Source organism: Lysinibacillus sp. GW247-5R2A (genome assembly GCF_059424475.1).
In genome coordinates, this window is sequence record NZ_JBWKZL010000003.1 from 25,395 (window position 1) to 46,643 (window position 21,249).

Consider the following 21,249-nt stretch of genomic DNA (forward strand, 5'->3'; position numbering starts at 1 on the left):
CCAGCTTTATTGGTTCACTACGTATTATTTTGCCTGTACATGTCTTATGCATTGGATGGAGATTTACAAACAACGGACCATACCTGTTCAAATAATGCTTGATGGTCACTGTTGCTCCATCTTTCAGCAAAATAAGGGTTGTGGAAGTACGTAAATGCTGTCATAACGGCCATCCCTTGATTTTCCCACCCGCTAATTTCCTCCACCTTTTTAGCCAGATGATTTAAATGATTACTAACAAGACTGCTATTGGTTTCGATGTAGTTTGTATACAATAAAAACATTTTCTGATGATTGTTATAAAGATCTCTCTTTGTCAGATTAAGAAACCATAGCCAATCATGTAAAGCCGTTTCAGCATCCTCATGTTCTTTAGGACTCCATTCCAATAAGGGTCGCGAAGTATTTTCCAACCATTTAAGAGCCAACTTCTGTAACAAGTCTTCTTTATTCTTAAAGTGTTTATATAGTGCCGCGTGAGTTACGCCAAGCCTCTTCGCAATATCTAATAATGTTGTTTTATTTATACCCTTACTTAGAATAATTGCCTCTGCTGTTGAAAAAATCTTCTCTTCTGAAAGAATGGCCATGTTCATCTCCCCAATCCATGTTCGTGGTTACATTTTGTTGACAATGTAACTATAACACGTGTACTATAAAACAACAAAGTTACAAAATTTAATTTTTGTAACTCAAACATATGCTTAGGAGGATTTGTTTTATGGGAAAAGAGATGGATAAACGCGTTGCTTTAGTATTAGGTGGATCTGGTGGGATCGGCCGTTCAGTCGTAGAAAAATTAGCAGAGGAAGGCTATGCCATTGGTATTCACTATTCTTCAAGTAAAACAAATGCCAAACAATTAGAGGCATCCATTGTGGCGCGTGGAGGTCAGGCAATATCTGTCGGTGGCGATGTAGCAAATGAAATTGAAATGAGTATGGCCTTTGAGCTGGTGGAAAAAGCCTTTGGAAGTATAGATGTTGTCATTAATACGGCTGGAATCATGTTACTTAGCCCAATAGCCGAATTAGATTTAAATGATTTAGATAGGATGCATCGGACAAATATTCGAGGTACCTTTGTTGTCTCTCAATTAGCTGCACAACGAGTTAGCAAAGGAGGCGCCATTATTAATTTTTCAACCTCTGTTACTCGTAGCCAGTTTCCAAACTATGGCGCTTATGTTGCCAGTAAGGCAGCAATTGAATCCATTTCCATGATTTTAGCTCGTGAATTAAGAGGTAGGGATATTACTGTTAATACAGTAGCTCCTGGCCCCACTGCAACCCCTCTTTTCTTAAATGGAAAAGATGAACATCAAATTCAGCATTTAGCAAATGCCGTGCCATTAGAAAGACTAGGTGAGCCTAATGATATTTCAGAAGTCGTTGCATTTTTAGCTGGCCCAGCACGGTGGATCAACGGCCAAGTACTCTTCGTTAATGGTGGCCTAGCCTAATATTCGTTGCAGCTTGAATGATTAAAACCCCTCTAGATCGATATCTAAAGGGGCTATTTTCGCTGTTCCTCAGCGGATAGGTTTCTCAAAATTCCAGTTCGTATAAATGACAGCCGCCGTTACTGGCTCAGTTGTCTTATCCTCCGTGAAACCGCCTATTAGATTGCCTACTCTAAATGTCGGCTCAAAAAATTGTTCTTCCTTAGGAGGTGCGGTTGGACCATCTATCCCCAATTTCGTCTCATCGGTAACGACTACTTCCATGCCATTATCCAACGTAAAGCTCAGTCCATCTTCTCCAACTTCGGTAATCACTCCTTCGATATTGACTACTGCACTTGCCGCAGGAGCTGATTGATCCACCACCATTCTATCTGTTAAATCGATTGTTGTGTCATTGTTTACATTGACTAAAGAAGCGACTACCGCTATTACTGCACAGGCAACTAAACTTCCCACACTTATTCGTACTTTTTTCATAAAGACCCTCTTTTCTTTTTGTTGAAATTCCATCATCTCGTTTTCCATCTTTATCTTAAATTCTTCGGAAGCATGAATCTGCTTCATCATGTTTTTATAAGCATTCATCAGACCGTACTCCCTTCTTCTAATATGATTTTCAATTTCATTCGTGCCCGTCTTAGCTTCGAGCCGATCGTGTTGACGTTCATTCCTAATAGATTGGCGATTTCTGCAGTTGTGTAGCCTTCATAATAATGTAAATAAACAATGACTCTCTCTTTTGGATTCAGCTCAAAAATTTCCGTAAGCACCATTTGCTCCTCTTTGGCGATAAAGGACATTTCTTCGGTAATGGGTACCGTCTTCTTCATACGAGCAGATTTAAAGTAATCCTTACATTTATTAAAAGTTACTTTGATGAGCCAAGCCTTTAAATGATCCTCATGATCGAAGGGCTTTCTCTGTTTCATAAGAGTCATATAAACCTCTTGGACAATATCCTCCGCCTCAGACATATTTTTTGTCTGATGCACAGCAATACGAATTAAGGTGTCACTATATGTTTGAACAATTTCTTGAACACATAAGCCAGCAAACTTTTTCATATTTCCTATCGAGCCTCCTTCTTTTCTTAATACGATTCATCTTTTAAAATTCGTGCAATAGGTCATTTTTTTACTGGCATGGATTATTGGTGACAGTCCAAAACGAAAAAAGAAGGGAAAATAAATCCCCTCTCCTTCTATTTTCATAACAGACCACTATTTCAAGATGGGCTTCAAAATAAATTTCTAATAGATCGACAAAATGTTTGGTATAACCGTTATACTGAATATTAATTTATAATGATATGACAAGAGTTGGAATGTTTAGTTACAGGAGAATGATAGATGAAAATAGTAATTGCAGAAAAACCAGATCAGGCTGCCAAGTTAGCTTCTCCCTTTTCTTTTACTAAAAAGGCAGGATATTTTGAAGTCAAAGCCAACTCATATTTTCCCAATGGAGCCATTATAACTTGGGCAATTGGGCATTTATGTGAATTAAAAACACCAGAAGAATACGATCCAACATGGAAAAAGTGGAAGTTGGAAACATTACCCATTATTCCCGATCGATTTGAATATAAAGTTTCTAAATCTAAGTATAAACAATTTACTATCATCAAAAATCTAGTTAAAAGACCAGACATTCAAGAAATTATAATCGGTGGAGACGCAGGGCGTGAAGGAGAATTAATTATTCGTACCATTTTAAGGGTATGTGGTGTAAACAAACCGATGAAACGTTTATGGATATCGTCCTTAACTGAAAACTCGGTCAAAAATGGCTTCTCCAATTTACTACCCGAAGCGAAAACGAAGGATATTTATTTCGAAGCATTAAGTCGTTCCTGTGCAGATTGGTTAATCGGCATGAATACGTCGAGATTATATACGGTCCTACTTAAGAAAAACGGTGTCAAGGATGTCTTTTCCATTGGCAGAGTTCAGACCCCAACCCTTGCGTTAATAGTTCATAGGGAACATGAAATCGCGAATTTTAAATCAGAACCTTTTTGGGAAGTCGAAGCAGTCTTTCATTTCGCGGGTAAAATGCTAAAAGCAAAATGGCATAAAAATAATATGTCAAGAGTATCGGAGGAAAAACAAGCGATAGCCATTGCTAATTTCTGTCTACATAAAAATGTAGAAATAACGAAAATAAATAAAGAGACGAAGGAATACGCACCGCCTCTGTTATTTAATTTGTCCGCGTTACAGGCTACAGCAAATAAGTCTTATAAGTATTCGCCACAAAAAACTCTTGATATTTTACAAAAGCTTTATGTAAAAGGTTTAGTTTCATACCCAAGGTCAGATTCGCAATTTTTAACAAGTGAGGAAGCCAAAACACTACCAACTATATTAAACAATTTGAGCAAAATAGATAAATATAAAAACCTTCTTCCTCCCCCAACAAACTCAATTATGCATAACAAAAGATATGTTAACGAGAAGAAGGTTACGGATCACCATGCGATCATTGTAACAGATCAAATACCTAATCCTGCTAAGCTAAGCATGGAAGAAGAGAAGATTTACGATTTAGTAGCGAGACAGGTCATTGCAGCACATTATAACCATGCCATTTTTGCGTACACAACGATTCATTCGCTTGTCGATAAACGAGCTGAGTTCATTTCGAAGGGGAAGGAGCAAATCGAGGAGGGTTGGCGTAAAGTCATTTATCTATCTAAAGAAAATGGATCTCAAGAAGAAGAAGAAATGCTTCCACTTCTTCATGAAAATGAGCTCGGGACTGTGGCTCAAGCTACCGTTAAAAAAGGGGCAACACAGCCACCTAATAGATATACAGAAGGTCATTTAATTACATTAATGAAAACAGCCGGTAAACATCTAGATGATGCTGAGCTAGAAAAGGTTTTATCTAAAACGGAAGGACTAGGAACTGAAGCAACACGAGCCGGCATTATAGGTACACTCAAAGATAGAAACTATATTGAAATAAAGAAAAACCAAGTATTTGCTACATCTAAAGGTATGTTATTAATTGAAGCACTAGGAGAAAACAGCCTACTGACATCACCCTCGATGACTGCAAAATGGGAGCAGCGACTATCTGAAATTGGTGAAGGACATGCTTCTCCTCAAGCCTTTATGGAGCAAGTAAAAAAGCTCACCTATAAATTGATTACAGATGCGCATGAACGTGAAAAAGTATGGGCATTCGATCAAAAGGAAGTCGACAAAATCAGTGCCAATAATCCTTATCAAAAGAAATATAAAAAAGAAAAAACCGTTGTCGGAAAGTGTATTCTTTGCGATGGCTCTATCATAGATCATGGTACTTTTTACGGCTGTTCCAACTATAAAACTGCCAACTGTAAATTTTCAGTTTCAAAGAAAATTCTCAGTAAAACCATTTCACAGACAAATGTAAGAAAGCTACTTGCCACTGGTGAAACAGACATGATCAAAGGGTTTAAAAAGGGACAAAAAACCTTCAATGCACATCTTATTTGGGATGAAAAAGAACAGAAGGTACATTTTAAATTCCCTCAATAATAGAGCATTTTAAGTGGTACACATCAAAGGGCGATACATAGATACCGCCCTTTTTGTCCCACTCCCTCATAAGAAATAATTTAAAGCATTGCTCCCAGAAGTGAATAATGCTAATAAACCTGCAACCATCACCCATATTGCATATCGGTTTTCTTCTTGCTTTCTCTTCCCTATCCAAAATAATATGAAGCTGATCAATAATAAAACAACCCCTATTATTGCACCAGTCATAATCCCTATCATCATGCCCATTTCCTATAGCCTCCTTATCTTCTCATCAATCTTTCAATCTTTTTTCATTGTAGCTGTCAAACATCACTTTTTTCTTACTCATTCCTTACATATTCATTAAGTATTAAACACTTCTATGTTCAATCGTACACGGCCAACATAAAAACACCTTAATAGCTAAACTATCAAGGTGCGTCTCGTCTTAAAGCCTTCATTATTTTTATAGTTTGGCAATCAAAATACAATACCGATAATGATTGCCGATAAAACACTGACTAATGAAGCGCCATAGAGTAATTTTAATCCAAAGCGCGCAACCACATTGCCTTGCTTTTCATGTAGCCCTTTTACGGCACCTACGATAGTCCCAATGGAACCAAAGTTTGCAAAGGATATAAGGAATACAGATACAATGGCTGCCGTACGTTCACTAAAGCTATCTTGGATTTTAACGAAGTCCAGCATAGCAACAAATTCATTGGCCACAAGCTTTGTCGCCATAATACTACCCGCATTAACTGCTTCATGCCAAGGTACACCCATAAGAAAGGCAATTGGCGCGAAAACATACCCTAGGATACCTTGGAACGAGATGCCGAATATGCCATTAAACAGACCATTAATAAGGGCAATTAACCCAACAAAGCCTACTAACATAACGCCAACTATAATGGCTACTTTAAAACCATCCATAATGTATTCGCCTAGCATTTCAAAAAATGTTTGCTTTTCGCCTTCTTGCACTTCAATTATATCTTCCTCCGCCTTCACTTCATACGGGTTAATGATAGAGGCCACAATAAAACCTCCGAATAAGTTTAATAGTAAGGCGGCTACTACATACTTGGGCTCTAGCATCGTCATATAGGAGCCAACAATTGACATCGATACAGTTGACATCGCAGAAGCACATAATGTATAGAGACGGTGCTTCGGTAAAAATCCAATTTGGTTTTTCACCGAAATGAATACTTCATTTTGTCCTACTATAGCTGCAGCGACCGCATTATAAGATTCTAGTTTTCCCATTCCATTTATTTTACTTAGTACTAGACCAATATACTTGATAATAAACGGAAGGATTTTATAATGTTGCAATATTCCGATTATTGCAGACATAAAAACAATTGGCATTAACACATACAGGAAAAAAGTATGCGCTCCTTCATTAGCTATCCCACCGAATACAAAATTAGTCCCTTCGTTTGCATACTCTAGTAATTTTGCAAAACTATCCGCAAATCCTTTAATTAGTAATTCTCCGATACTTGTTTTAAGCAGAAGAAATCCTAGTATAAGCTGGATGACTATCATCACAATGATTGGACGATACTTAATCTTTTTCTTATTATTACTCGCAACCCATGCTAAAAATAGAACTAACAGTAATCCTACAATAGAAATTAAATAATGCATCTATTCCCCTCCGTATCTTCCCATGTGTACCATCAACATTTAACGAACCCTTGCTTGTCCACTGGATCAGCCTAGACGTTTTCGGGCGTTATATTATATTGGCTTAATCTGCCATAGCAATGGAGCTACCACCATCAATATCCTCCACTGCTATCCAGACAAAATGGCAACCATCATTTCTTGCTGTTCTTCCCATTTACATGGCACTATTCATCGATAATGGTAGTCAAAGCAACGTCCACCATTTCATAAAAGGACTTTTCACTTTCCTCATGTGTTAAGCATTCATTTGTTAGTAATTGACTACCTACCGTCAAAATGGATAATGCCTTTACCCCATATTTAGCCGCTAGCGTATAGAGCGCTGTGCTTTCCATTTCTACCCCTAACACACCGAATTCCATAAACTTGTGAAGCCTGTCTAATGTTTCACGATAAAATTCATCCGAGTTATATATATTGCCTACAAAGACATTTCCTTTTTTACCTTGTGCCTGCTGATATGCCTTCATTAATAAAGAAAAATCTGCTGTAGGCGCATAATTATTGCCTAAGAAAATTTTCTCCGTCAAATTACTGTCTGAGGATACTGCTTGGGCGAGGATGATATCCCGGATATTAATTTCCTTTTGCATCGCACCACATGTGCCGATACGAATCATTTGCTTCACACCATAATCGTTTACCAGTTCAGTTCCATAAATACTCATCGATGGATTGCCCATCCCTGTCCCTTGAACAGATATCGGCACACCTTTGTACATCCCCGTGTAGCCATACATCCCTCTTACTTCGTTATAGCAAAATGCATTTTCTAAAAAATGCTCCGCTACAAACCTTGCACGTAAAGGATCACCAGGAAGTAATACCCTTTCAGCTATTTCTCCCTTTTTTGCACTTAAATGCCTACTCATCTCTATTCCTCCAAATCATAAAATTTATCTACAATCCATTAGGTAACCGTTTTCATTTACCATCAAAAAATACCCATAGCCATTTCCTAACCGACTCCTCTTAAAAGGAATCCGTCCAGAAACTACTATGAGTATAAGATTTTTTTACGATGACCAACTAGACCATATTATTACGTTGCGTACGGAAAATATTTGACCAAATTACTGAAGTAATTCTCTCCGTATATTATCTAAATCTCTTTTGGAAGGAATCGTTGAAATAATAACAACCGGCACAGTCTTTAGGTCAACAGGGAAATTACTAATAACAAAATCAATATGTTGCTGCTGGACCATTTCGTCAGTAAGTCCCTTCAAAATGGACGTATTAATAATCAGTTGATCCCCTATTTCATTTTTTATTAGATTCGCTATATAATGGCGGATTGAAAACTCTTCTCCAATGACCAAAAAAGCTCTTTTACTTTTATAGTTAAGGCCAGAACGAACAAGTAATGTTAATTTTGTTAGATGATAATCATTATATCGAACAGTAGGATAGGTTGATTGCCACTTGTGCAGACACGTCTCCATATCTTGATAAATTGGCTGACACTCATGTTGAACATACGCGGTTAAATTACTTTTTGAAATCAGCATCCATTCAGGAATAGCATTATCGATTAAAAGCTTGTCAAGGAACTCATATACTTCCAAAATAAACCGCTCATTCTTATCTAAATTCGGGTAAGTCTCGGACAATAAAGCTAATAGCTGCTGGACCATTTGATCTTCTTCTCTATTCTTGTATAATTCGATTTCTTTCTGTGGTGTCATCTCTGACCCTTCATAATAATGATATTGGCTTAGACTAAATAGAGCTTGCAGGAAAAACAATTCATTATTTGGCATTTCAATTGAAAATCTTTCTTCCAGTGTCTTCGCAAGTTTTTTTACAGACCCATAGAAAATACCTTTCTCCCATAGGTAATGACCGTCAATCATTTTTACATAGTTCTCTTTTTTTATTCGTTCCAGAACAATGGCTACTAAAAAGGATAATTTCCTTTTGGAATTGATGAAATAGACAATATTTTTTTCATTCTCTATAGTGGTGATTAATTGTTGAATCTCCTCAAAGTCACTATTCGTAAATGGCCACCCCGTAAACTCGTAAGCATCCCCATAAAATTTCCAATAAAAATAGCGGATATTCAATTCATTTCCTTTTACTGCTGGCGTCGAATATGAAATTCGTAATTGATATGGCTTCAAATCATCATTATTTAATTGCATAATCAATTTCTTCAAAGAGGAGGCGCTCATAAACATGGCTTCTGCAAGCTCCTCCATTGAGCACTGCTCCTCATTTGTAAACAATACATCCATAAGTCGATAAAAGGTCGTTTGCCTGAACATGCTGGCAATCGCTTCACTAACCGTTGTACTGCGGCCATCACGTTGTAGAAAAATGCCCTTTCCTCTAGACACGTCAATGGTCATCGCTGATGGCAATTGCGTACTAATCTCCTCCACTAACTTGCGTATCGTTTTATCAGAAATATGTAGATTTTGTTCAATCTCTGCTAAGGTAAACCATCTTTGCTCAGCATCTAGTAAAGTTAGTAATTGGCTAGCTAATTTGAATTCCTTATCCATGCCTTCACCCTTCTCTATCATTCACAAAAAAGAACATACATATCGATATGTATGTCCCCTTCTCTCTTATTTCATATACGTATTTAATAACTGGTCCATACGAGCATTGAGCTTGTTCAGATCCACTGCTGATACTGGCTGATTGACAAGCTGATATTTTTCTTTCAGCTGTATGATTCGACGGACACTGTCATTAATTTGCTGCTCTGAGATTTCTCCGCTCTCTACAGCTGCCTTCAATGCATCTATGGCGGCTGTGACATTGGCGAATTCATGGGCTATTAAAATAATATCATTTCCCGCCTTCACAGAATCTACAGCAGCTTGCCCGATACTAAAATGATTCGTAATGGCTTTCATCGTCATATCGTCGGTCATGACAACCCCATCAAAGCCAAGCTGATTTCTTAATAGCCCCGTAATAATCTCCTTCGACATCGATGAAGGGTATTGTTGATCGATTTTAGGTAATAAGATATGGCCGACCATCACCACATCAACACCTTTATCAATGGCCGCTTTAAATGGAATAAGTTCCAGCTTATTTAAATCGTCTAGACTTTTCGACACTTTAGGAAGCTCTAAGTGAGAATCTACTGATGTATCCCCATGACCAGGGAAATGCTTGATGACTGGAATCACCTGCTGACTTTCTAAACCTTGCATGGTCTGAATTCCTAATTGACTAACGATTTCAGGCTTATTAGAAAACGAGCGATCCCCAATAATCGGATTATTCGGATTGCTGTTCACATCCATGACAGGGGCAAAGTCTAGGTTGAAGCCAAATGCCTTTAATTGTTCCCCTAACAATTTTCCAACCTCATAGGAGAATTGCGGTTGATTGATTTGCCCAATCTTTTGGTTCGTCGGGAAATTTTTTAACGGTCCTGGCAATCTGACTACCTTTCCCCCTTCTTGGTCAGTTCCCAAGAATAGTGGCAGTCGATTAGTCCCATTCGCTGTCATCAAATCATTCATCAGTGAGACCGTTTGCTGTGGTGTTTCAAGATTATTGGCATAAAGAATCAATCCTCCAACCTTATAATCACGAATCAAACTTTTAGTCTCTTGCTGAAGGGATGTGCCTGAAACACCCGCAAACATCATTTGACCAAGCTTTTCATCCAATGTCATCTGGTTAATCGTCTCTGCTATCTCATCCGTTATTTCTGTATAAACAGAGATATGATGAACAGCAGGATTGGCATCATTGTCAGTCGGCTTTGGCAAAATCCACTTAAGTTGATAGTTGGCGTTCACTTGATACACCAAAATAATTTGATCGGTCTTTGTATCCTGGTAATAGCGGACCTCATCAGGCTCGCCCAACTTATTTTTTATATCTGCTAAATGAATAGTCCTTATATTTGCTTTAAACGAACGGATATCGAAAGCTTTTGTACGTTGAAAGCCAATCGTTATCTCTCGTTGAAGAAAATCCTCGTACTGTGCATTAGTGGTCTCCATTACTTGCTGAGGGTCCCCCCATTGCTGATGAACCGCACGGCTATCTGATTCCCCTGCGGTAAATGGCACATCAGGAACTTTCCCTTTTCCCGCTAGGCTGACAATTTCCTGAATGACTACGTCAAGATTTCCGGTATCGCCGCCCTCAGTAGCAGTATCGCTATGCTCTTGGACTGGGGGTGACTCCGAATTTCTAGTCGTTTGTGTGGCTGGTCTCATCTTCATACCGATAAAAAAGAGCAAACCCATTAAAATCAGCACAAGAAATACGAGAAAGCCACGTCTTCTTTTATGCATGAAAAAACCTCCTCAATCCAACCATTAGTAGTAGCATATCATTCTACCAGCTAACGTTATCATATCTAACGTATGAATTCAAAATATGTGAAATCAACAGAAAACACTCTCACTTTAGAAAATATTATCGTAGGCTAGCAAAAATGCGGAGGAAGATGTTAAAATATTCTCATAAAGGGGGAGGCAAGGTATGGGGAAATTAAGTAAAAGGAATATATTGTGGATTGTACCCATCGGTATTTTAGGGGTGTTTTGGTACTTCTATGGTCCACAAAAGGATATTACAGACAATGAATATATTACATATGTAAAAAACTATTCTTATGAAAATAGTACAAAAACTTTAGAAAATGGCTTCGCTGCGGCCTGTGAAAATCCGTATTGGGTTTACTTTGAAACACAAAAAAGACAGGATGTAGTCGAGTTCGAAGGAGATTGCTCCATTGATAATAAAGTTGCAAAGGTCAATATGCAATTCCTTGTAGACAATGATAGGACAAAAGTTCAATCAGGTGCAATGTTAGTAGATAGTAAGATGCAGAAAGAAACGGATCGAGACCAGTTTTTACTAGCATTGGTCAAATAATTAGCCACACCCTCATCATTACAACTATGAGGGTGTTTATCATATGTCCGCGGGTTTTGCGTCAGGAAACATAATCCAGATTTTATCAAATCACTAGTGTTATACTCCTTATTATTCAGGCTTCACTAATGCCCATACTACTTCACAAACCTCATCCGCTCTATTTGTCGTCACATGAGCTTCCCTCGCTATTATATAGGTGGCATCTCCAGCCGTAATGACATATTCTACATGATCTACAGTTACGATCATAGACCCACTTACAACATAACAATACTCATCCTCATCATGTGTCGCATAATCATGCTCTGGGATTCGAGCACCTGGAGGAATCTTTGCCACTCCAAACTTTGTCTTCGCTTATGAAAGAATTCATCATGACACATGGAGAAATGCGGTTTTTCCGAATTCGATTTATACTATTATTCAAGGATGTGATGATAATGAATTTAGAAATTGGCTTTTTGCCAAAAAACTATTATGAAAATGCACCTTCAACTGGGCGCTATCATTTTTTTATAAATGAGGGCATCCAATACGCTATTCATATTGGTGAGATGTATTATCCAGACTATACAGAGGAGCAACTTGCTTTATTTACAGAAAGCTTAGCCCCATTTCCACTATATTATTTATTCAAGCAAAGCGATCGAAAAGTTACAGAAGAGCTAAAACAAAGATTACATGATGTGCAGCTACATTTTGAAGTATTTTATCAATCCAAAAACAGCACATATTTAATGATGACCGTCTTAAATCGTCAAGAACTATTACGCCTCATTCCTATCATGATTTGGCAGCATAATGATAATATGAGCACTTTTTGGTCAAATCGTAAAAATACTTTTACAATAGAGAGTAAAATTTGGGACGCTAAGCGCACAGATGGGATGAATGCTACGAAAGAAGAGACTATTTGTATTCATTTTAACGAACCCACAACTACCTTTTTATTTAGTCATGACTTCATAGGTACAGACATTTTTTCAAACGAAAATCGCTTTTCAACATTAGAAAATGTTCAAAAGTTACTCCCCTCATTTATAAAAACTGACATTAGTGAATTTGAATAAGCTAGAATGATCTAAGGGTGAGTATAAGTTAAGTTCCAATGATAACTAAATTTTCCATCCAAAAAAATAAAAACTCCGTCTTATAGAAGAGACGAAGTTTAAATTCATGGTATTACTCTAATTAGCTTTAGAAAGTTCATTTTGCATCCCGTGCCCGAGTAAAGTAGAAGTCAGTGAACATCACTGATTCCGAGGGAGTCTATTTATCACAAACTTAAGCTTACAAATCTATTGGCTTGCCGCCTGTCACTCCATATATCTGACCGGTGATATAGCTTCCTTCATCCGAGGCCAGAAGGACATACACGGGCGCAAGCTCTACTGGCTGTCCCGCACGGCCGAGAGGAGTATTTTGACCAAACTCAGGTATTTCTCCTTCTAATTTCCCATTATCCAGCTGAAGCGGTGTCCAAATCGGACCAGGTGCGACACCATTGACACGTACACCCTTAGAAGCGAAGTACGAGGACAGGGAAACCATAAAGTTGCTTATCGCACCTTTTGTAGCGGCATAATCCATTAAAGATGCGGACGGATCGAAAGATTGAACTGATGTAGTGGTAATAATTGCACTTCCTGGCTCCATGTGTGCCTCAGCAGCTTTGACGGTCTCGAACATGCTGATGATGTTTACTTTGAAAGTGTCTTGCACTTGGTTGATTGTTAAGTCACTGAGAGATGGTTGTGCGATTTGTTGCGCAGCATTTAATACGAGCAGGTCCAATCCACCAAAGGCTTCCACTGTTTTTGTAACAATCTCTGTCGCAGTACCATCTTCCCGTAAATCATACGGTAGCAGTAGTGCTTTTCTTCCTTCCTTTTCAATCAAAGCTTTGACTTCGTTGGCATCTTCCTCTTCGCCTGGGAAGAATTGAATGGCCACATTTGCTCCTTCGCGAGCGTAGGCAATAGCAACGGCACGACCAATGCCAGAATCGCCTCCGGTAATCAAGGCATTGCGCCCTTCCAGACGATTGTATCCTTTATATGATTCTTCTCCACAGTCAGGTTTGGGCCTCATTGCATTCTGTAGCGCTGGAGTGTTCTGTTCTTGATCTGGGAATTTTTCCGTATGATATTTCTTACGTGGGTCGGTTAGATGTGAGTTTGCCATTATCATTCATCTCCTATATAAATTATTTTAAAAACACTTTGTGAGCTTGCACCAATTAATTGCGGTTTCATTTTTTGAATACCCTGTGATCATTTACTCTAAACAGCTACAGTCCTTTACTCTTTTCCTACAAAAGAAAAAACACCCGATGCAAGCGAGCAAACTAGTCCCATTTTGAAATGGATAGTTCGAACACTTACACAGAGTGTTTTAAGTCCCTCTATATTGTTAGTAGAGGGAAAGATATTTAATATTGTTTTGTATGTTTAACAAGTTGTTCATGCTTATGCTTGTAAAGCCTCAATCGTTTGGGCTACTTGTTCTTCTGTTAAATTATGACGCACGATGTAGCGGTTGCGCTCATGCTTTGTACATTCAATTGTACAGCCACCTAGATGCTTGGCTTCATTTTCTTCAGATGCAATAATTTGTTTGTTACATTCAGGGTTTGCACAGTTAATGTAACGTTCACAAGGCTCTCCGTCATAATGATCACGACCAATAATGACATGCTCTACTTGATTGATCGGCACCGTTAAGCGCTCATCAAATACATACATTTGTCCGTCCCATAATTGGCCTTTCGCAACAGGGTCTTTTCCGTATGTTGCAACACCACCATGTAATTGGCCTACATCACCAAAGCCTTCACGTTTCATCCAACCTGAAAACTTCTCACAACGAATGCCACCCGTGCAATATGTTAACACATTTTTCCCTTCGAATAGCTCGCGGTTTGCACGTACCCATTCTGGTGTATCCCGGAAGTTTTTCACATCTGGTCGAATCGCACCACGAAAATGGCCGACATCGAATTCATACGTGTTACGCACATCTAATACGACTGTATTTTCATCCTGCATTTCTGCTAGGAATTGTTCTGGTGACAGGTAGCGACCTGTTAATTCATGCGGGTTTACGTCTTCTTCTAAGCCTAAGTTTACTAACTCAGGTCGAGGACGTACATGCATTTTTTTGAATGCATGACCATCCACTGCATCAATTTTGAAGACAATGCCTTCAAATAATGGGTCAGCTTGCATGTTTGCCATGTATTGCTCTGTTTGCTCAATCGTACCTGAAACAGTACCGTTAATGCCTTCATTGGCTACTAAAATACGACCTTTTAAACCGATCTCTTTACACATTTCTAAGTGCGTTGCTGAAAACACAGCTGGATCTTCAATCTTTGTGTAATGGTAATATAATAAAACTTGATAATTCATTGTTTTCCACCTATCATTTCAATATTTGCAGGATATTCCTGATAGTGTCTATACGACCTATTAACAATAAAGGAAAATCACTTAAAATGCTATCGGTAATTAGACTGAAATAGTTATAAATATTGTTAATGGGTCAGCGAAACTTTTTTTATAAAGCACAATCTAGCCTTTTTCATAAAGAAAGATGCTTTTTTATTTCAAAGCATCCGATTGGGGTATAACTATTAATTTTGGTGAGGGGTCGAGACGCTTCATTACTTTCAGTAAGCTAAGGTTATTTGCTTATCCAAATGCTTGATCGCCAACATAGAATGATCCTGAATGATGCCTGTATCTTCAAAACCAAAGGAAGCATATAATGTTTTTGCTTTGGCATTACTTGTATGATAAAAGAGCGTTACATACTTTGCTTCCCCATATGGCCTCTTTTCAATATCCATCAACATTTTTTCAAAGGCAAGTTTGCCATATCCTTTCCCCTGATACCTTTTGTCAATCATCATATGCCATATAAAATAGCTCTTCTTTCCGTAAAAATCTTTATTTTCAAATGATTCATGATCTAACGTATCATAAATATACATCATAAACCCAACCACAACTTCATCGACATAAATGGCAACGGGAGTCGCTGGTATCCCGTCTGTGTTCAACATATGAGCATCCGCAAAGCTTTTGAGATTCGTAGTTTCTAAAAAGTCCTTCTGTTTTTCTTCAACCTCAAGTGCTATGACTTCTTCTATGTTTTCCCCGGTTATTTTTCGTAATTCAATCATTCTTATTTCCCCTTCTTTACATTTTCTCTGTTCTCCTAAAGATAAATTGATCATCAGGATTCCAACTATGCAAGTCGTCAGCAACATAACCACGTAGCCATAGCACGCCAGCTATTTTTCTAAGGTAAAATCCTTTAGGAAAATCATCATCATCACGTACTATCTCTGATGCTATTGTGATGGACCCAGAAGGAGCTTGCTGTTGTTGTAGAGAATTCCCTAAATCGCCCTCAGCTTGGTCTAAATATTCAAGTCTTAAATAAGGTCCAACCTCAAGTGGACATAATTCCAAACCAAGATTATTCGCTTGTTTTATTAGCTGAGGCATAGTAGCTCCATCAGGAAAACCAAGATTCCTAACAGCCAGTTCAACAGTATTTAGTCTGTACTTTGTTTTAGAAGTAATAAATTGATTATCAGATAATAATTGCTCACCATATTGATTCATCGAGATTGAATGTTCTCGTAACTTTTGCATAAGCTGCGATTTTGTTAGGCCACCAATCTCTATTGATTTAACAACAACAGGGCAATCAGGATAAATTCCCATTTGTTCCCTCCTAACATCATTTTAAAAATTAATATACCTCAATTATACATATAATGGAAAAGTGATGGAAGCTACATTGACGTTCAAATCTTTTTCTGCTGCTGTTAGCTAAGGTTTGTTCACAGTTTCATTCATATCCAACCTCCTCATTTTTTCAAGAATATGGACCTTCATGAAGAAAAGCGCAATTCTTGTTGCAGAGAAGCGCCCTATTCTTGAGTAAGGTACAATCCCTCAATAGAATAGTGCCCAATTATTGAATAGCAACTTACAATGTTTTCGAGTTGTTCATGCCACTCTACATAATTAAAAACTAAAAAGATGTTTAATTCATTCAATTTAGTGGAATAGATTGAATGTGAACATATATAGGAGGGATAAATAATGACAGTCAAATTGACAGTAGAAAACGTAGTACAGGCGAAACAAGAAGTGGAGAAATTAGAAGCGCAAGGATATCTTCGAGACAACATTTACATCTTTGCGCACTATGAAGAACGTGAAGATGATATTAACGAAGCACTCGGGACAGAAGAAGCTGGCATTGGCGAGCAAGGGTTCCTGACTTCTATGAAGAATCTGGTGAATTCCCGTGGAGATGAACTCCGCAATGAGTTAGCTTCTGTCGGATTAAGTGAATCGGAAGCTGCTCAATTCGAAAAAGAACTGGATACAGGTAAATTGGTCATAGTTGCCAATAAGTAAAAACAAACCCGGGAATCCCATCCCGGGTTTGTTTTTCATTTTACAAGTCCTCCTCGTATTCCGTGAACTCTGTATTCCAGATAGCCTTTCAACCAAGTCAGTCAAAAAACCATCCATCTTTATTGTCAATGATTTGCTCGAGGAAATTTTCATCTTCTTCATTAAAGAGTCTTCTTCAACAAAATGACCCTTTAAAAGGAAAAAACGCGGTCATAAATTAATGCGCCCCATTGTTGAAAATCGTTATTAAACTAAAGCAACCTGTACCCTGTTAGTTCTATAAGAAAAAAAAAGCTGCGTACGCAACTCAATGATTTTTAACTAATCAATAACATATATTTACCCCTAGAATATATGTCAATTCATGCTTTGATTTGTTATTTATAGTTTTCAAGATAGTTTCCTTTTTCAAAAATTTCTTTTGCACCTAGCGCAGTCCATTCCTCTAGGGTTACATTTGGGTGCAAATCAAGATAGGATTTTACCATTTTATAGCCCTCACTGTAACCATAACGATTAGGAAGGCCATTACCTCCCAGAATAATTTCGGAAGACCGATTAAGATTATGCTTTTCGAGATCTAATACAATTTTTGACCAATAATATTTGTTGAATGTTGAATAAATTGGATAAATATAAATATCAGGATAAACTGACTTTTCAAACATAAACGCCTTTCCTTCAAATATTAGGCTATCCAAAACAGTAAAAGGTGGAGAATTACGTAAGTACTTCTCTGTCCAAACACTATGATGATATTCGTGAGCCATGCTAGACCTTAAAACATCTTCGTTATAATATTTGTTGTAAAGTACTATTATTTTTCCTGCCCCCACTGTAGTCATAAGTATATTTGTATTTGTAGCAGGAAAAACACATGCAGTTGTTTCCTTTCCAGATGGAAGAAGGTCAGAAGATTTTAAAAGAGCTTCTTTAATAATATTTTCAGTTTCTTCCCTATCAATTTTTTCACTTAATAGTTGATTTTCTGTTAAAAGGTCGGGAGCTACATTTAGAACTTCATCTGCCATATTAGGATATTCACCATTCTCAAAACAAACACTATATATTGGTTTAATTACCTCTTCATTATAAATTTCCAATTGTGATTGTTCTGGATTAATTTCAACTTTATCTGCAAAGTTTTGATAAAGTTTATAGGCATTGACTATTTTAAATTTTTGACCTGTTTGTGGGTGTTCGAATGATAAAACGATACTTTCAATATCTTGCTTTGCTTTCGATTCTTCAGCTTGTGTACAAGAAGTAAGTGTTAGCAACGTAATTATTAGAAGAAATATGATAATCGTTTTTTGATAATTTTTCAAATAAAATCCTCCTATGTAAAAAACAAACTATTCAACTAGTTATTTTACCGTAATTTAGTATTAATTCATCTATTTCTCTGAAATTTTTTATTGAACTAACCTGCCTAGTTAACTTAGGTACACTCTTCATAAGCTCACATCAAGATTAATAGTAAATCCTATTTTTTTCTTTTAATCAACCCAACCCATTCACCTCTCTTGATATAGCACGGAACCAGAAAATGAATCAACCCTAACAAATAATTCATTAGGCTTAAAGACTCATTCTTACTACCAAGATTTTTTGATAAAATCAAAAATATATTGTTAAACTACAATAAATATGCTTAAAGCACGGAGTGAAAGAATGAATACCTTTATAAAAGTTCTTTTAACTATACTTGGGGTTTTGGTATTATTGATCGCAAGTATCGCGTTATATTTTAGTGACTATTCTGAAAAACGGAAAATTAAAAAGTATGCAGAAGATACATATGGCTATGATGTAGAGATTAAACAATTATATAGAACAGGGATTGGTTCTGATTATGAATACGTTGTCTTTCCAAAAAATCATCAACATTTAGAATTCAAAATCATACTAGATCCTTATTCAGATACGATAACAGATAATCATGCAAGTGCCTTGGAAGCGGATAAAGCATTGCACAAATTGGATAAAGTGATTCCAGCAATTGAAGACCTCGGGTTTCAAGGTCCAGACTATACTAATAAGGAGATCAGCATACGCTTTTCGGATGAAACGGAAAAGCATGCTCTTTATTTATATACTGCTACTCCAATTGAAATGGCTACCTTTGAAAAAAATGAATTGGACCGTTTCTTTGAATTGCAAAATTTAATAAAACAAAGTGGCGCTCCCATTACCTATGTGGTCGTCGAAGACATGCGGGAACCTGGTGATAGCAGCTCCATTTTGTTTTATATGAAAGATGTACAAAGTACTAACACGAAAGAAGATTTCTTGTTACAGTTAAAAAAAGCTAACCCCGGTTTGAAGTGAGGTAAATACTATTTTACAACAGTCCTTTTCAGAAAAAGATATGAACAACCACATACGATTGTTTACTAAATAGACATACTCACAAAATGCATTACCTAAGTTTCTTCTAAGAAGTTACTGGGTAATGCATTTTATCAAACGTTGGTTAGCTTAGTATGTAAGCTAGACTGTCCTTTAAACACAATTATCTAGGTCGGTCCATAAGACTATTTCTTGGGTGGTATTGCTCCACAATATGGCCTTTTAATGATAACGAGCGCTGATTCTTGTTACAGAATCGCGCCCGATTGTTGAGTAGTCTATTTACTAATTTTGAAAGGGAGAACCCAAAACAGGCTCTCCCTTATTTTTATTTTACTTGCTTATATATTTGATAACAGCCATTTCCTTTCCAAATCGATCACCATTATCAATAAATCCTAAACTGGCATATAGGTGATGTGCTTCCCGATTTTCCGGATGATAACCAACAACAATCTTTTCTGCATCTGGCAACTTACTCATCTCTGAAATCATTAACTTTGTCGCAGCTTTCCCTATACCTTTACCTTGAAAATTCTCATCAATCATTATCCTAAATACCCAATATCCATCAAGTTCCTCTTTTTCAGTGTTAAACATAAGGAAACCCACTACTTTATCTTCATAGTAAATTGCAAAAGGTTTTAATGAAGGTTCAAACTTCGATTGGGCAATTGACCTGGCGTTTGACTCCAAATACTCTGTTTGTTTCTCGGATAGTTTCAATTCACAGCATTCATACCAGTTCTCTTCGTTCAATTCTTCGATTTTCACATTACTTGTAAGCATAAATATTCCCCTTTCAAATTTCGGGGATACGCTAAGTAAACTTTGTTAGTTAGGCATTATCCCCTTTAAGTTCTTCAGTAAAAAAGTTTTTTTGTTTGTCATAATGAACGCCTCCTTAACAAAATAATGTCTAAAAAAACGATAATATGGAAATCTTTAGACATTGTAATTATACCATATTCTTTCTTTTCAACAATATGGCCTTTTAATGAAAACGAGCGCTGATTCTTGTTACAGAATCGCGCCTGATTGTTGAAGAACTTTATTCACCTAAATCCCTCGTTACTTGATAAGGTTTTACTATTAAAGCAACTTCTCTCGGTTTAACATCAATAGACGATAACCTTTTTATATCTATCCACAACTTTTATTTATTTTCCATTTCCCTGAAATTGCAGATAGCATTAACCATGGCTCTATTACCATATTGATTAAAACGTGAGCCATAATTGGTGCAAGGGTGCTCCTTCCAGTATAAATATAGAGCATAGCAAGAAGGCAACCTAAGATCGTAGTTGAAAGAATGGCTGGAATTGCAATTTTTACTTCTCCTTGCAATAATACCCATGCACCATGAACAACCCCAAACGTAATTCCTGAGATTAACACTTGTGAAAAATATGGAAATCCAATAGATAATAGATAATCCATGAGCAAATGTCTAAATACAACTTCTTCAACTATTCCACTTACAATAGCAGCCCATATACCAATTAATTTAAGCCAAGAAAATGTTAATAAATTTCTTTTCACATAAGGAATTGCAAACATTGTATAGGAAATATATCCCAGAAAAATTAATAAGGTGAAAAACCACATAGGTAAATGAAGTAACATTTCCGGGGAATATCCTAATCCATTCTCAATAAACCTCTTAGGATTATTTATATACCAATATATAATACTTATTGTTAACATACTTGATATGCTTACTAATATCCATCCCGTCTTAATTCGGTCATTTAGCGTTGTTATCTCGTTCATACTAGCTGCCTCCTTGAGTTATATTTTTAAATTACTTTTGTTAAAGCCCAATATAACGACATAAAAGTTTTGCAACAATACTTTACGAGTAACATGTCTTTATTGTTAGGTAAAATGCTTTTTATTCCATATAACC

22 protein-coding genes are annotated in these 21,249 nt (G+C 37.0%); 6 read left to right on the forward strand and 16 right to left on the reverse strand.

All coding sequences use genetic code 11. The annotated features are described in order from the left end of the window. Nucleotides 1-44: 44 nt before the first annotated feature. Entirely contained in the window at nt 45-590 is a 546-nt protein-coding gene (locus tag AC07YC_RS05965; protein WP_336635876.1) for a TetR/AcrR family transcriptional regulator, read from the reverse strand. 131 nt (nt 591-721) lie between these two features. Here AC07YC_RS05965 and AC07YC_RS05970 point away from each other — a divergent pair, with 131 nt between their 5' ends. Next, complete coding sequence (locus tag AC07YC_RS05970) at nt 722-1,462, forward strand: SDR family oxidoreductase (protein ID WP_336635877.1); 741 nt, start codon at nt 722-724, stop codon at nt 1,460-1,462. Nucleotides 1,463-1,531: 69 nt separating this feature from the next. On the opposite strand, the gene AC07YC_RS05975 is transcribed toward AC07YC_RS05970, so the two are convergent. Together AC07YC_RS05975 and AC07YC_RS05980 are read right to left on the reverse strand one after the other, a co-directional pair. After that, nucleotides 1,532-2,032: a hypothetical protein gene (locus tag AC07YC_RS05975; RefSeq protein ID WP_494918717.1), complete on the reverse strand. Its 501-nt coding sequence runs from the start codon at nt 2,030-2,032 to the stop codon at nt 1,532-1,534. Nucleotides 2,033-2,049: 17 nt separating this feature from the next. Then, nucleotides 2,050-2,529 (reverse strand): RNA polymerase sigma factor, encoded by a 480-nt coding sequence (locus tag AC07YC_RS05980; protein WP_036125318.1) that lies wholly within the window; start codon nt 2,527-2,529, stop codon nt 2,050-2,052. A 285-nt stretch (nt 2,530-2,814) separates the two neighbouring features. On the opposite strand from AC07YC_RS05980, the gene AC07YC_RS05985 reads away from it, so the two are divergent. After that, nucleotides 2,815-4,992 carry a DNA topoisomerase III gene (locus AC07YC_RS05985; RefSeq protein ID WP_494918718.1) on the forward strand — a complete coding sequence of 726 codons (2,178 nt, stop codon included), beginning with the start codon at nt 2,815-2,817 and terminating at the stop codon, nt 4,990-4,992. A gap of 66 nt (nt 4,993-5,058) precedes the next feature. Here AC07YC_RS05985 and AC07YC_RS05990 read toward each other — a convergent pair whose 3' ends face one another. The 5 genes from AC07YC_RS05990 to nagZ all read right to left on the reverse strand — a co-directional run bounded on the left by AC07YC_RS05990 (nt 5,059) and on the right by nagZ (nt 10,958). Beyond that, a complete protein-coding gene (locus tag AC07YC_RS05990; protein ID WP_494918719.1) occupies nt 5,059-5,244 on the reverse strand; it encodes a hypothetical protein in 186 nt (61 codons plus the stop codon). Between the two features lie 213 nt (nt 5,245-5,457). Then, nucleotides 5,458-6,639: a NupC/NupG family nucleoside CNT transporter gene (locus AC07YC_RS05995; RefSeq protein WP_336635882.1), complete on the reverse strand. Its 1,182-nt coding sequence runs from the start codon at nt 6,637-6,639 to the stop codon at nt 5,458-5,460. Between the two features lie 206 nt (nt 6,640-6,845). Further along, nucleotides 6,846-7,553 carry a purine-nucleoside phosphorylase gene (gene deoD / locus AC07YC_RS06000; RefSeq protein ID WP_008175971.1) on the reverse strand — a complete coding sequence of 236 codons (708 nt, stop codon included), beginning with the start codon at nt 7,551-7,553 and terminating at the stop codon, nt 6,846-6,848. 201 nt (nt 7,554-7,754) lie between these two features. Then, a complete protein-coding gene (locus AC07YC_RS06005; RefSeq protein ID WP_494918720.1) occupies nt 7,755-9,191 on the reverse strand; it encodes an AcpB/EbpR/MafR family transcriptional regulator in 1,437 nt (478 codons plus the stop codon). 66 nt (nt 9,192-9,257) lie between these two features. Then, entirely contained in the window at nt 9,258-10,958 is a 1,701-nt protein-coding gene (gene nagZ / locus AC07YC_RS06010; RefSeq protein ID WP_494918721.1) for a beta-N-acetylhexosaminidase, read from the reverse strand. Nucleotides 10,959-11,148: 190 nt separating this feature from the next. Here nagZ and AC07YC_RS06015 point away from each other — a divergent pair, with 190 nt between their 5' ends. Then, nucleotides 11,149-11,544, forward strand: a complete 396-nt coding sequence (locus AC07YC_RS06015; protein WP_494918722.1) for a glucosamine 6-phosphate synthetase — start codon at nt 11,149-11,151, stop codon at nt 11,542-11,544. Nucleotides 11,545-11,655: 111 nt separating this feature from the next. Here AC07YC_RS06015 and AC07YC_RS06020 read toward each other — a convergent pair whose 3' ends face one another. Continuing rightward, a complete protein-coding gene (locus AC07YC_RS06020; RefSeq protein ID WP_494918724.1) occupies nt 11,656-11,886 on the reverse strand; it encodes a cupin domain-containing protein in 231 nt (76 codons plus the stop codon). Between the two features lie 101 nt (nt 11,887-11,987). On the opposite strand from AC07YC_RS06020, the gene AC07YC_RS06025 reads away from it, so the two are divergent. Beyond that, nucleotides 11,988-12,617 carry a hypothetical protein gene (locus AC07YC_RS06025; protein WP_336635887.1) on the forward strand — a complete coding sequence of 210 codons (630 nt, stop codon included), beginning with the start codon at nt 11,988-11,990 and terminating at the stop codon, nt 12,615-12,617. A gap of 220 nt (nt 12,618-12,837) precedes the next feature. Here AC07YC_RS06025 and AC07YC_RS06030 read toward each other — a convergent pair whose 3' ends face one another. The 4 genes from AC07YC_RS06030 to AC07YC_RS06045 all read right to left on the reverse strand — a co-directional run bounded on the left by AC07YC_RS06030 (nt 12,838) and on the right by AC07YC_RS06045 (nt 16,283). After that, the gene (locus tag AC07YC_RS06030; RefSeq protein WP_494918725.1) at nt 12,838-13,731 is read right to left on the reverse strand and encodes an SDR family oxidoreductase; all 894 of its coding nucleotides are present in this window, start codon (nt 13,729-13,731) and stop codon (nt 12,838-12,840) included. 284 nt (nt 13,732-14,015) lie between these two features. Beyond that, nucleotides 14,016-14,957, reverse strand: a complete 942-nt coding sequence (trhO, locus tag AC07YC_RS06035; RefSeq protein ID WP_494918726.1) for an oxygen-dependent tRNA uridine(34) hydroxylase TrhO — start codon at nt 14,955-14,957, stop codon at nt 14,016-14,018. A gap of 260 nt (nt 14,958-15,217) precedes the next feature. Next, nucleotides 15,218-15,787, reverse strand: coding sequence for a GNAT family N-acetyltransferase (locus AC07YC_RS06040; RefSeq protein ID WP_494918727.1), 570 nt, complete (start codon nt 15,785-15,787; stop codon nt 15,218-15,220). Next, entirely contained in the window at nt 15,750-16,283 is a 534-nt protein-coding gene (locus tag AC07YC_RS06045; protein WP_494918729.1) for a helicase, read from the reverse strand. The genes AC07YC_RS06040 and AC07YC_RS06045 overlap by 38 nt, the downstream gene beginning before the upstream one ends. Before the next feature lie 384 nt (nt 16,284-16,667). On the opposite strand from AC07YC_RS06045, the gene AC07YC_RS06050 reads away from it, so the two are divergent. After that, entirely contained in the window at nt 16,668-16,988 is a 321-nt protein-coding gene (locus tag AC07YC_RS06050) for a YflT domain-containing protein (protein WP_053581955.1), read from the forward strand. Nucleotides 16,989-17,365: 377 nt separating this feature from the next. Here AC07YC_RS06050 and AC07YC_RS06055 read toward each other — a convergent pair whose 3' ends face one another. Then, nucleotides 17,366-18,316: a DUF2268 domain-containing putative Zn-dependent protease gene (locus AC07YC_RS06055; protein WP_494918730.1), complete on the reverse strand. Its 951-nt coding sequence runs from the start codon at nt 18,314-18,316 to the stop codon at nt 17,366-17,368. A gap of 346 nt (nt 18,317-18,662) precedes the next feature. Here AC07YC_RS06055 and AC07YC_RS06060 point away from each other — a divergent pair, with 346 nt between their 5' ends. Beyond that, nucleotides 18,663-19,319 (forward strand): hypothetical protein, encoded by a 657-nt coding sequence (locus AC07YC_RS06060; RefSeq protein ID WP_494918731.1) that lies wholly within the window; start codon nt 18,663-18,665, stop codon nt 19,317-19,319. A gap of 354 nt (nt 19,320-19,673) precedes the next feature. Here the strand turns inward: AC07YC_RS06060 and AC07YC_RS06065 are convergent, their stop codons facing one another. Continuing rightward, on the reverse strand, nt 19,674-20,129 hold the full coding sequence (locus tag AC07YC_RS06065; protein WP_336635894.1) for a GNAT family N-acetyltransferase: 456 nt from the start codon (nt 20,127-20,129) through the stop codon (nt 19,674-19,676). Between the two features lie 354 nt (nt 20,130-20,483). Beyond that, the gene (locus tag AC07YC_RS06070; protein WP_494918732.1) at nt 20,484-21,113 is read right to left on the reverse strand and encodes a CPBP family intramembrane glutamic endopeptidase; all 630 of its coding nucleotides are present in this window, start codon (nt 21,111-21,113) and stop codon (nt 20,484-20,486) included. Between the last annotated feature and the right edge of the window lie 136 nt (nt 21,114-21,249).

Excerpts from the sequence above, each read along its gene's own strand:
- AC07YC_RS05965 (WP_336635876.1), bottom strand. The coding sequence starts at position 590 with ATGGCCATTCTTTCAGAAGAGAAGATTTTTTCAACAGCAGAGGCAATT.
- AC07YC_RS05970 (WP_336635877.1), top strand. The coding sequence starts at position 722 with ATGGGAAAAGAGATGGATAAACGCGTTGCTTTAGTATTAGGTGGATCT.
- AC07YC_RS05975 (WP_494918717.1), bottom strand. The coding sequence starts at position 2,032 with ATGATGAAGCAGATTCATGCTTCCGAAGAATTTAAGATAAAGATGGAA.
- AC07YC_RS05980 (WP_036125318.1), bottom strand. The coding sequence starts at position 2,529 with ATGAAAAAGTTTGCTGGCTTATGTGTTCAAGAAATTGTTCAAACATAT.
- AC07YC_RS05985 (WP_494918718.1), top strand. The coding sequence starts at position 2,815 with ATGAAAATAGTAATTGCAGAAAAACCAGATCAGGCTGCCAAGTTAGCT.
- AC07YC_RS05990 (WP_494918719.1), bottom strand. The coding sequence starts at position 5,244 with ATGGGCATGATGATAGGGATTATGACTGGTGCAATAATAGGGGTTGTT.
- AC07YC_RS05995 (WP_336635882.1), bottom strand. The coding sequence starts at position 6,639 with ATGCATTATTTAATTTCTATTGTAGGATTACTGTTAGTTCTATTTTTA.
- deoD (WP_008175971.1), bottom strand. The coding sequence starts at position 7,553 with ATGAGTAGGCATTTAAGTGCAAAAAAGGGAGAAATAGCTGAAAGGGTA.
- AC07YC_RS06005 (WP_494918720.1), bottom strand. The coding sequence starts at position 9,191 with ATGGATAAGGAATTCAAATTAGCTAGCCAATTACTAACTTTACTAGAT.
- nagZ (WP_494918721.1), bottom strand. The coding sequence starts at position 10,958 with ATGCATAAAAGAAGACGTGGCTTTCTCGTATTTCTTGTGCTGATTTTA.
- AC07YC_RS06015 (WP_494918722.1), top strand. The coding sequence starts at position 11,149 with ATGGGGAAATTAAGTAAAAGGAATATATTGTGGATTGTACCCATCGGT.
- AC07YC_RS06025 (WP_336635887.1), top strand. The coding sequence starts at position 11,988 with ATGAATTTAGAAATTGGCTTTTTGCCAAAAAACTATTATGAAAATGCA.
- AC07YC_RS06030 (WP_494918725.1), bottom strand. The coding sequence starts at position 13,731 with ATGGCAAACTCACATCTAACCGACCCACGTAAGAAATATCATACGGAA.
- trhO (WP_494918726.1), bottom strand. The coding sequence starts at position 14,957 with ATGAATTATCAAGTTTTATTATATTACCATTACACAAAGATTGAAGAT.
- AC07YC_RS06040 (WP_494918727.1), bottom strand. The coding sequence starts at position 15,787 with ATGATCAATTTATCTTTAGGAGAACAGAGAAAATGTAAAGAAGGGGAA.
- AC07YC_RS06045 (WP_494918729.1), bottom strand. The coding sequence starts at position 16,283 with ATGGGAATTTATCCTGATTGCCCTGTTGTTGTTAAATCAATAGAGATT.
- AC07YC_RS06050 (WP_053581955.1), top strand. The coding sequence starts at position 16,668 with ATGACAGTCAAATTGACAGTAGAAAACGTAGTACAGGCGAAACAAGAA.
- AC07YC_RS06060 (WP_494918731.1), top strand. The coding sequence starts at position 18,663 with ATGAATACCTTTATAAAAGTTCTTTTAACTATACTTGGGGTTTTGGTA.
- AC07YC_RS06065 (WP_336635894.1), bottom strand. The coding sequence starts at position 20,129 with ATGCTTACAAGTAATGTGAAAATCGAAGAATTGAACGAAGAGAACTGG.
- AC07YC_RS06070 (WP_494918732.1), bottom strand. The coding sequence starts at position 21,113 with ATGAACGAGATAACAACGCTAAATGACCGAATTAAGACGGGATGGATA.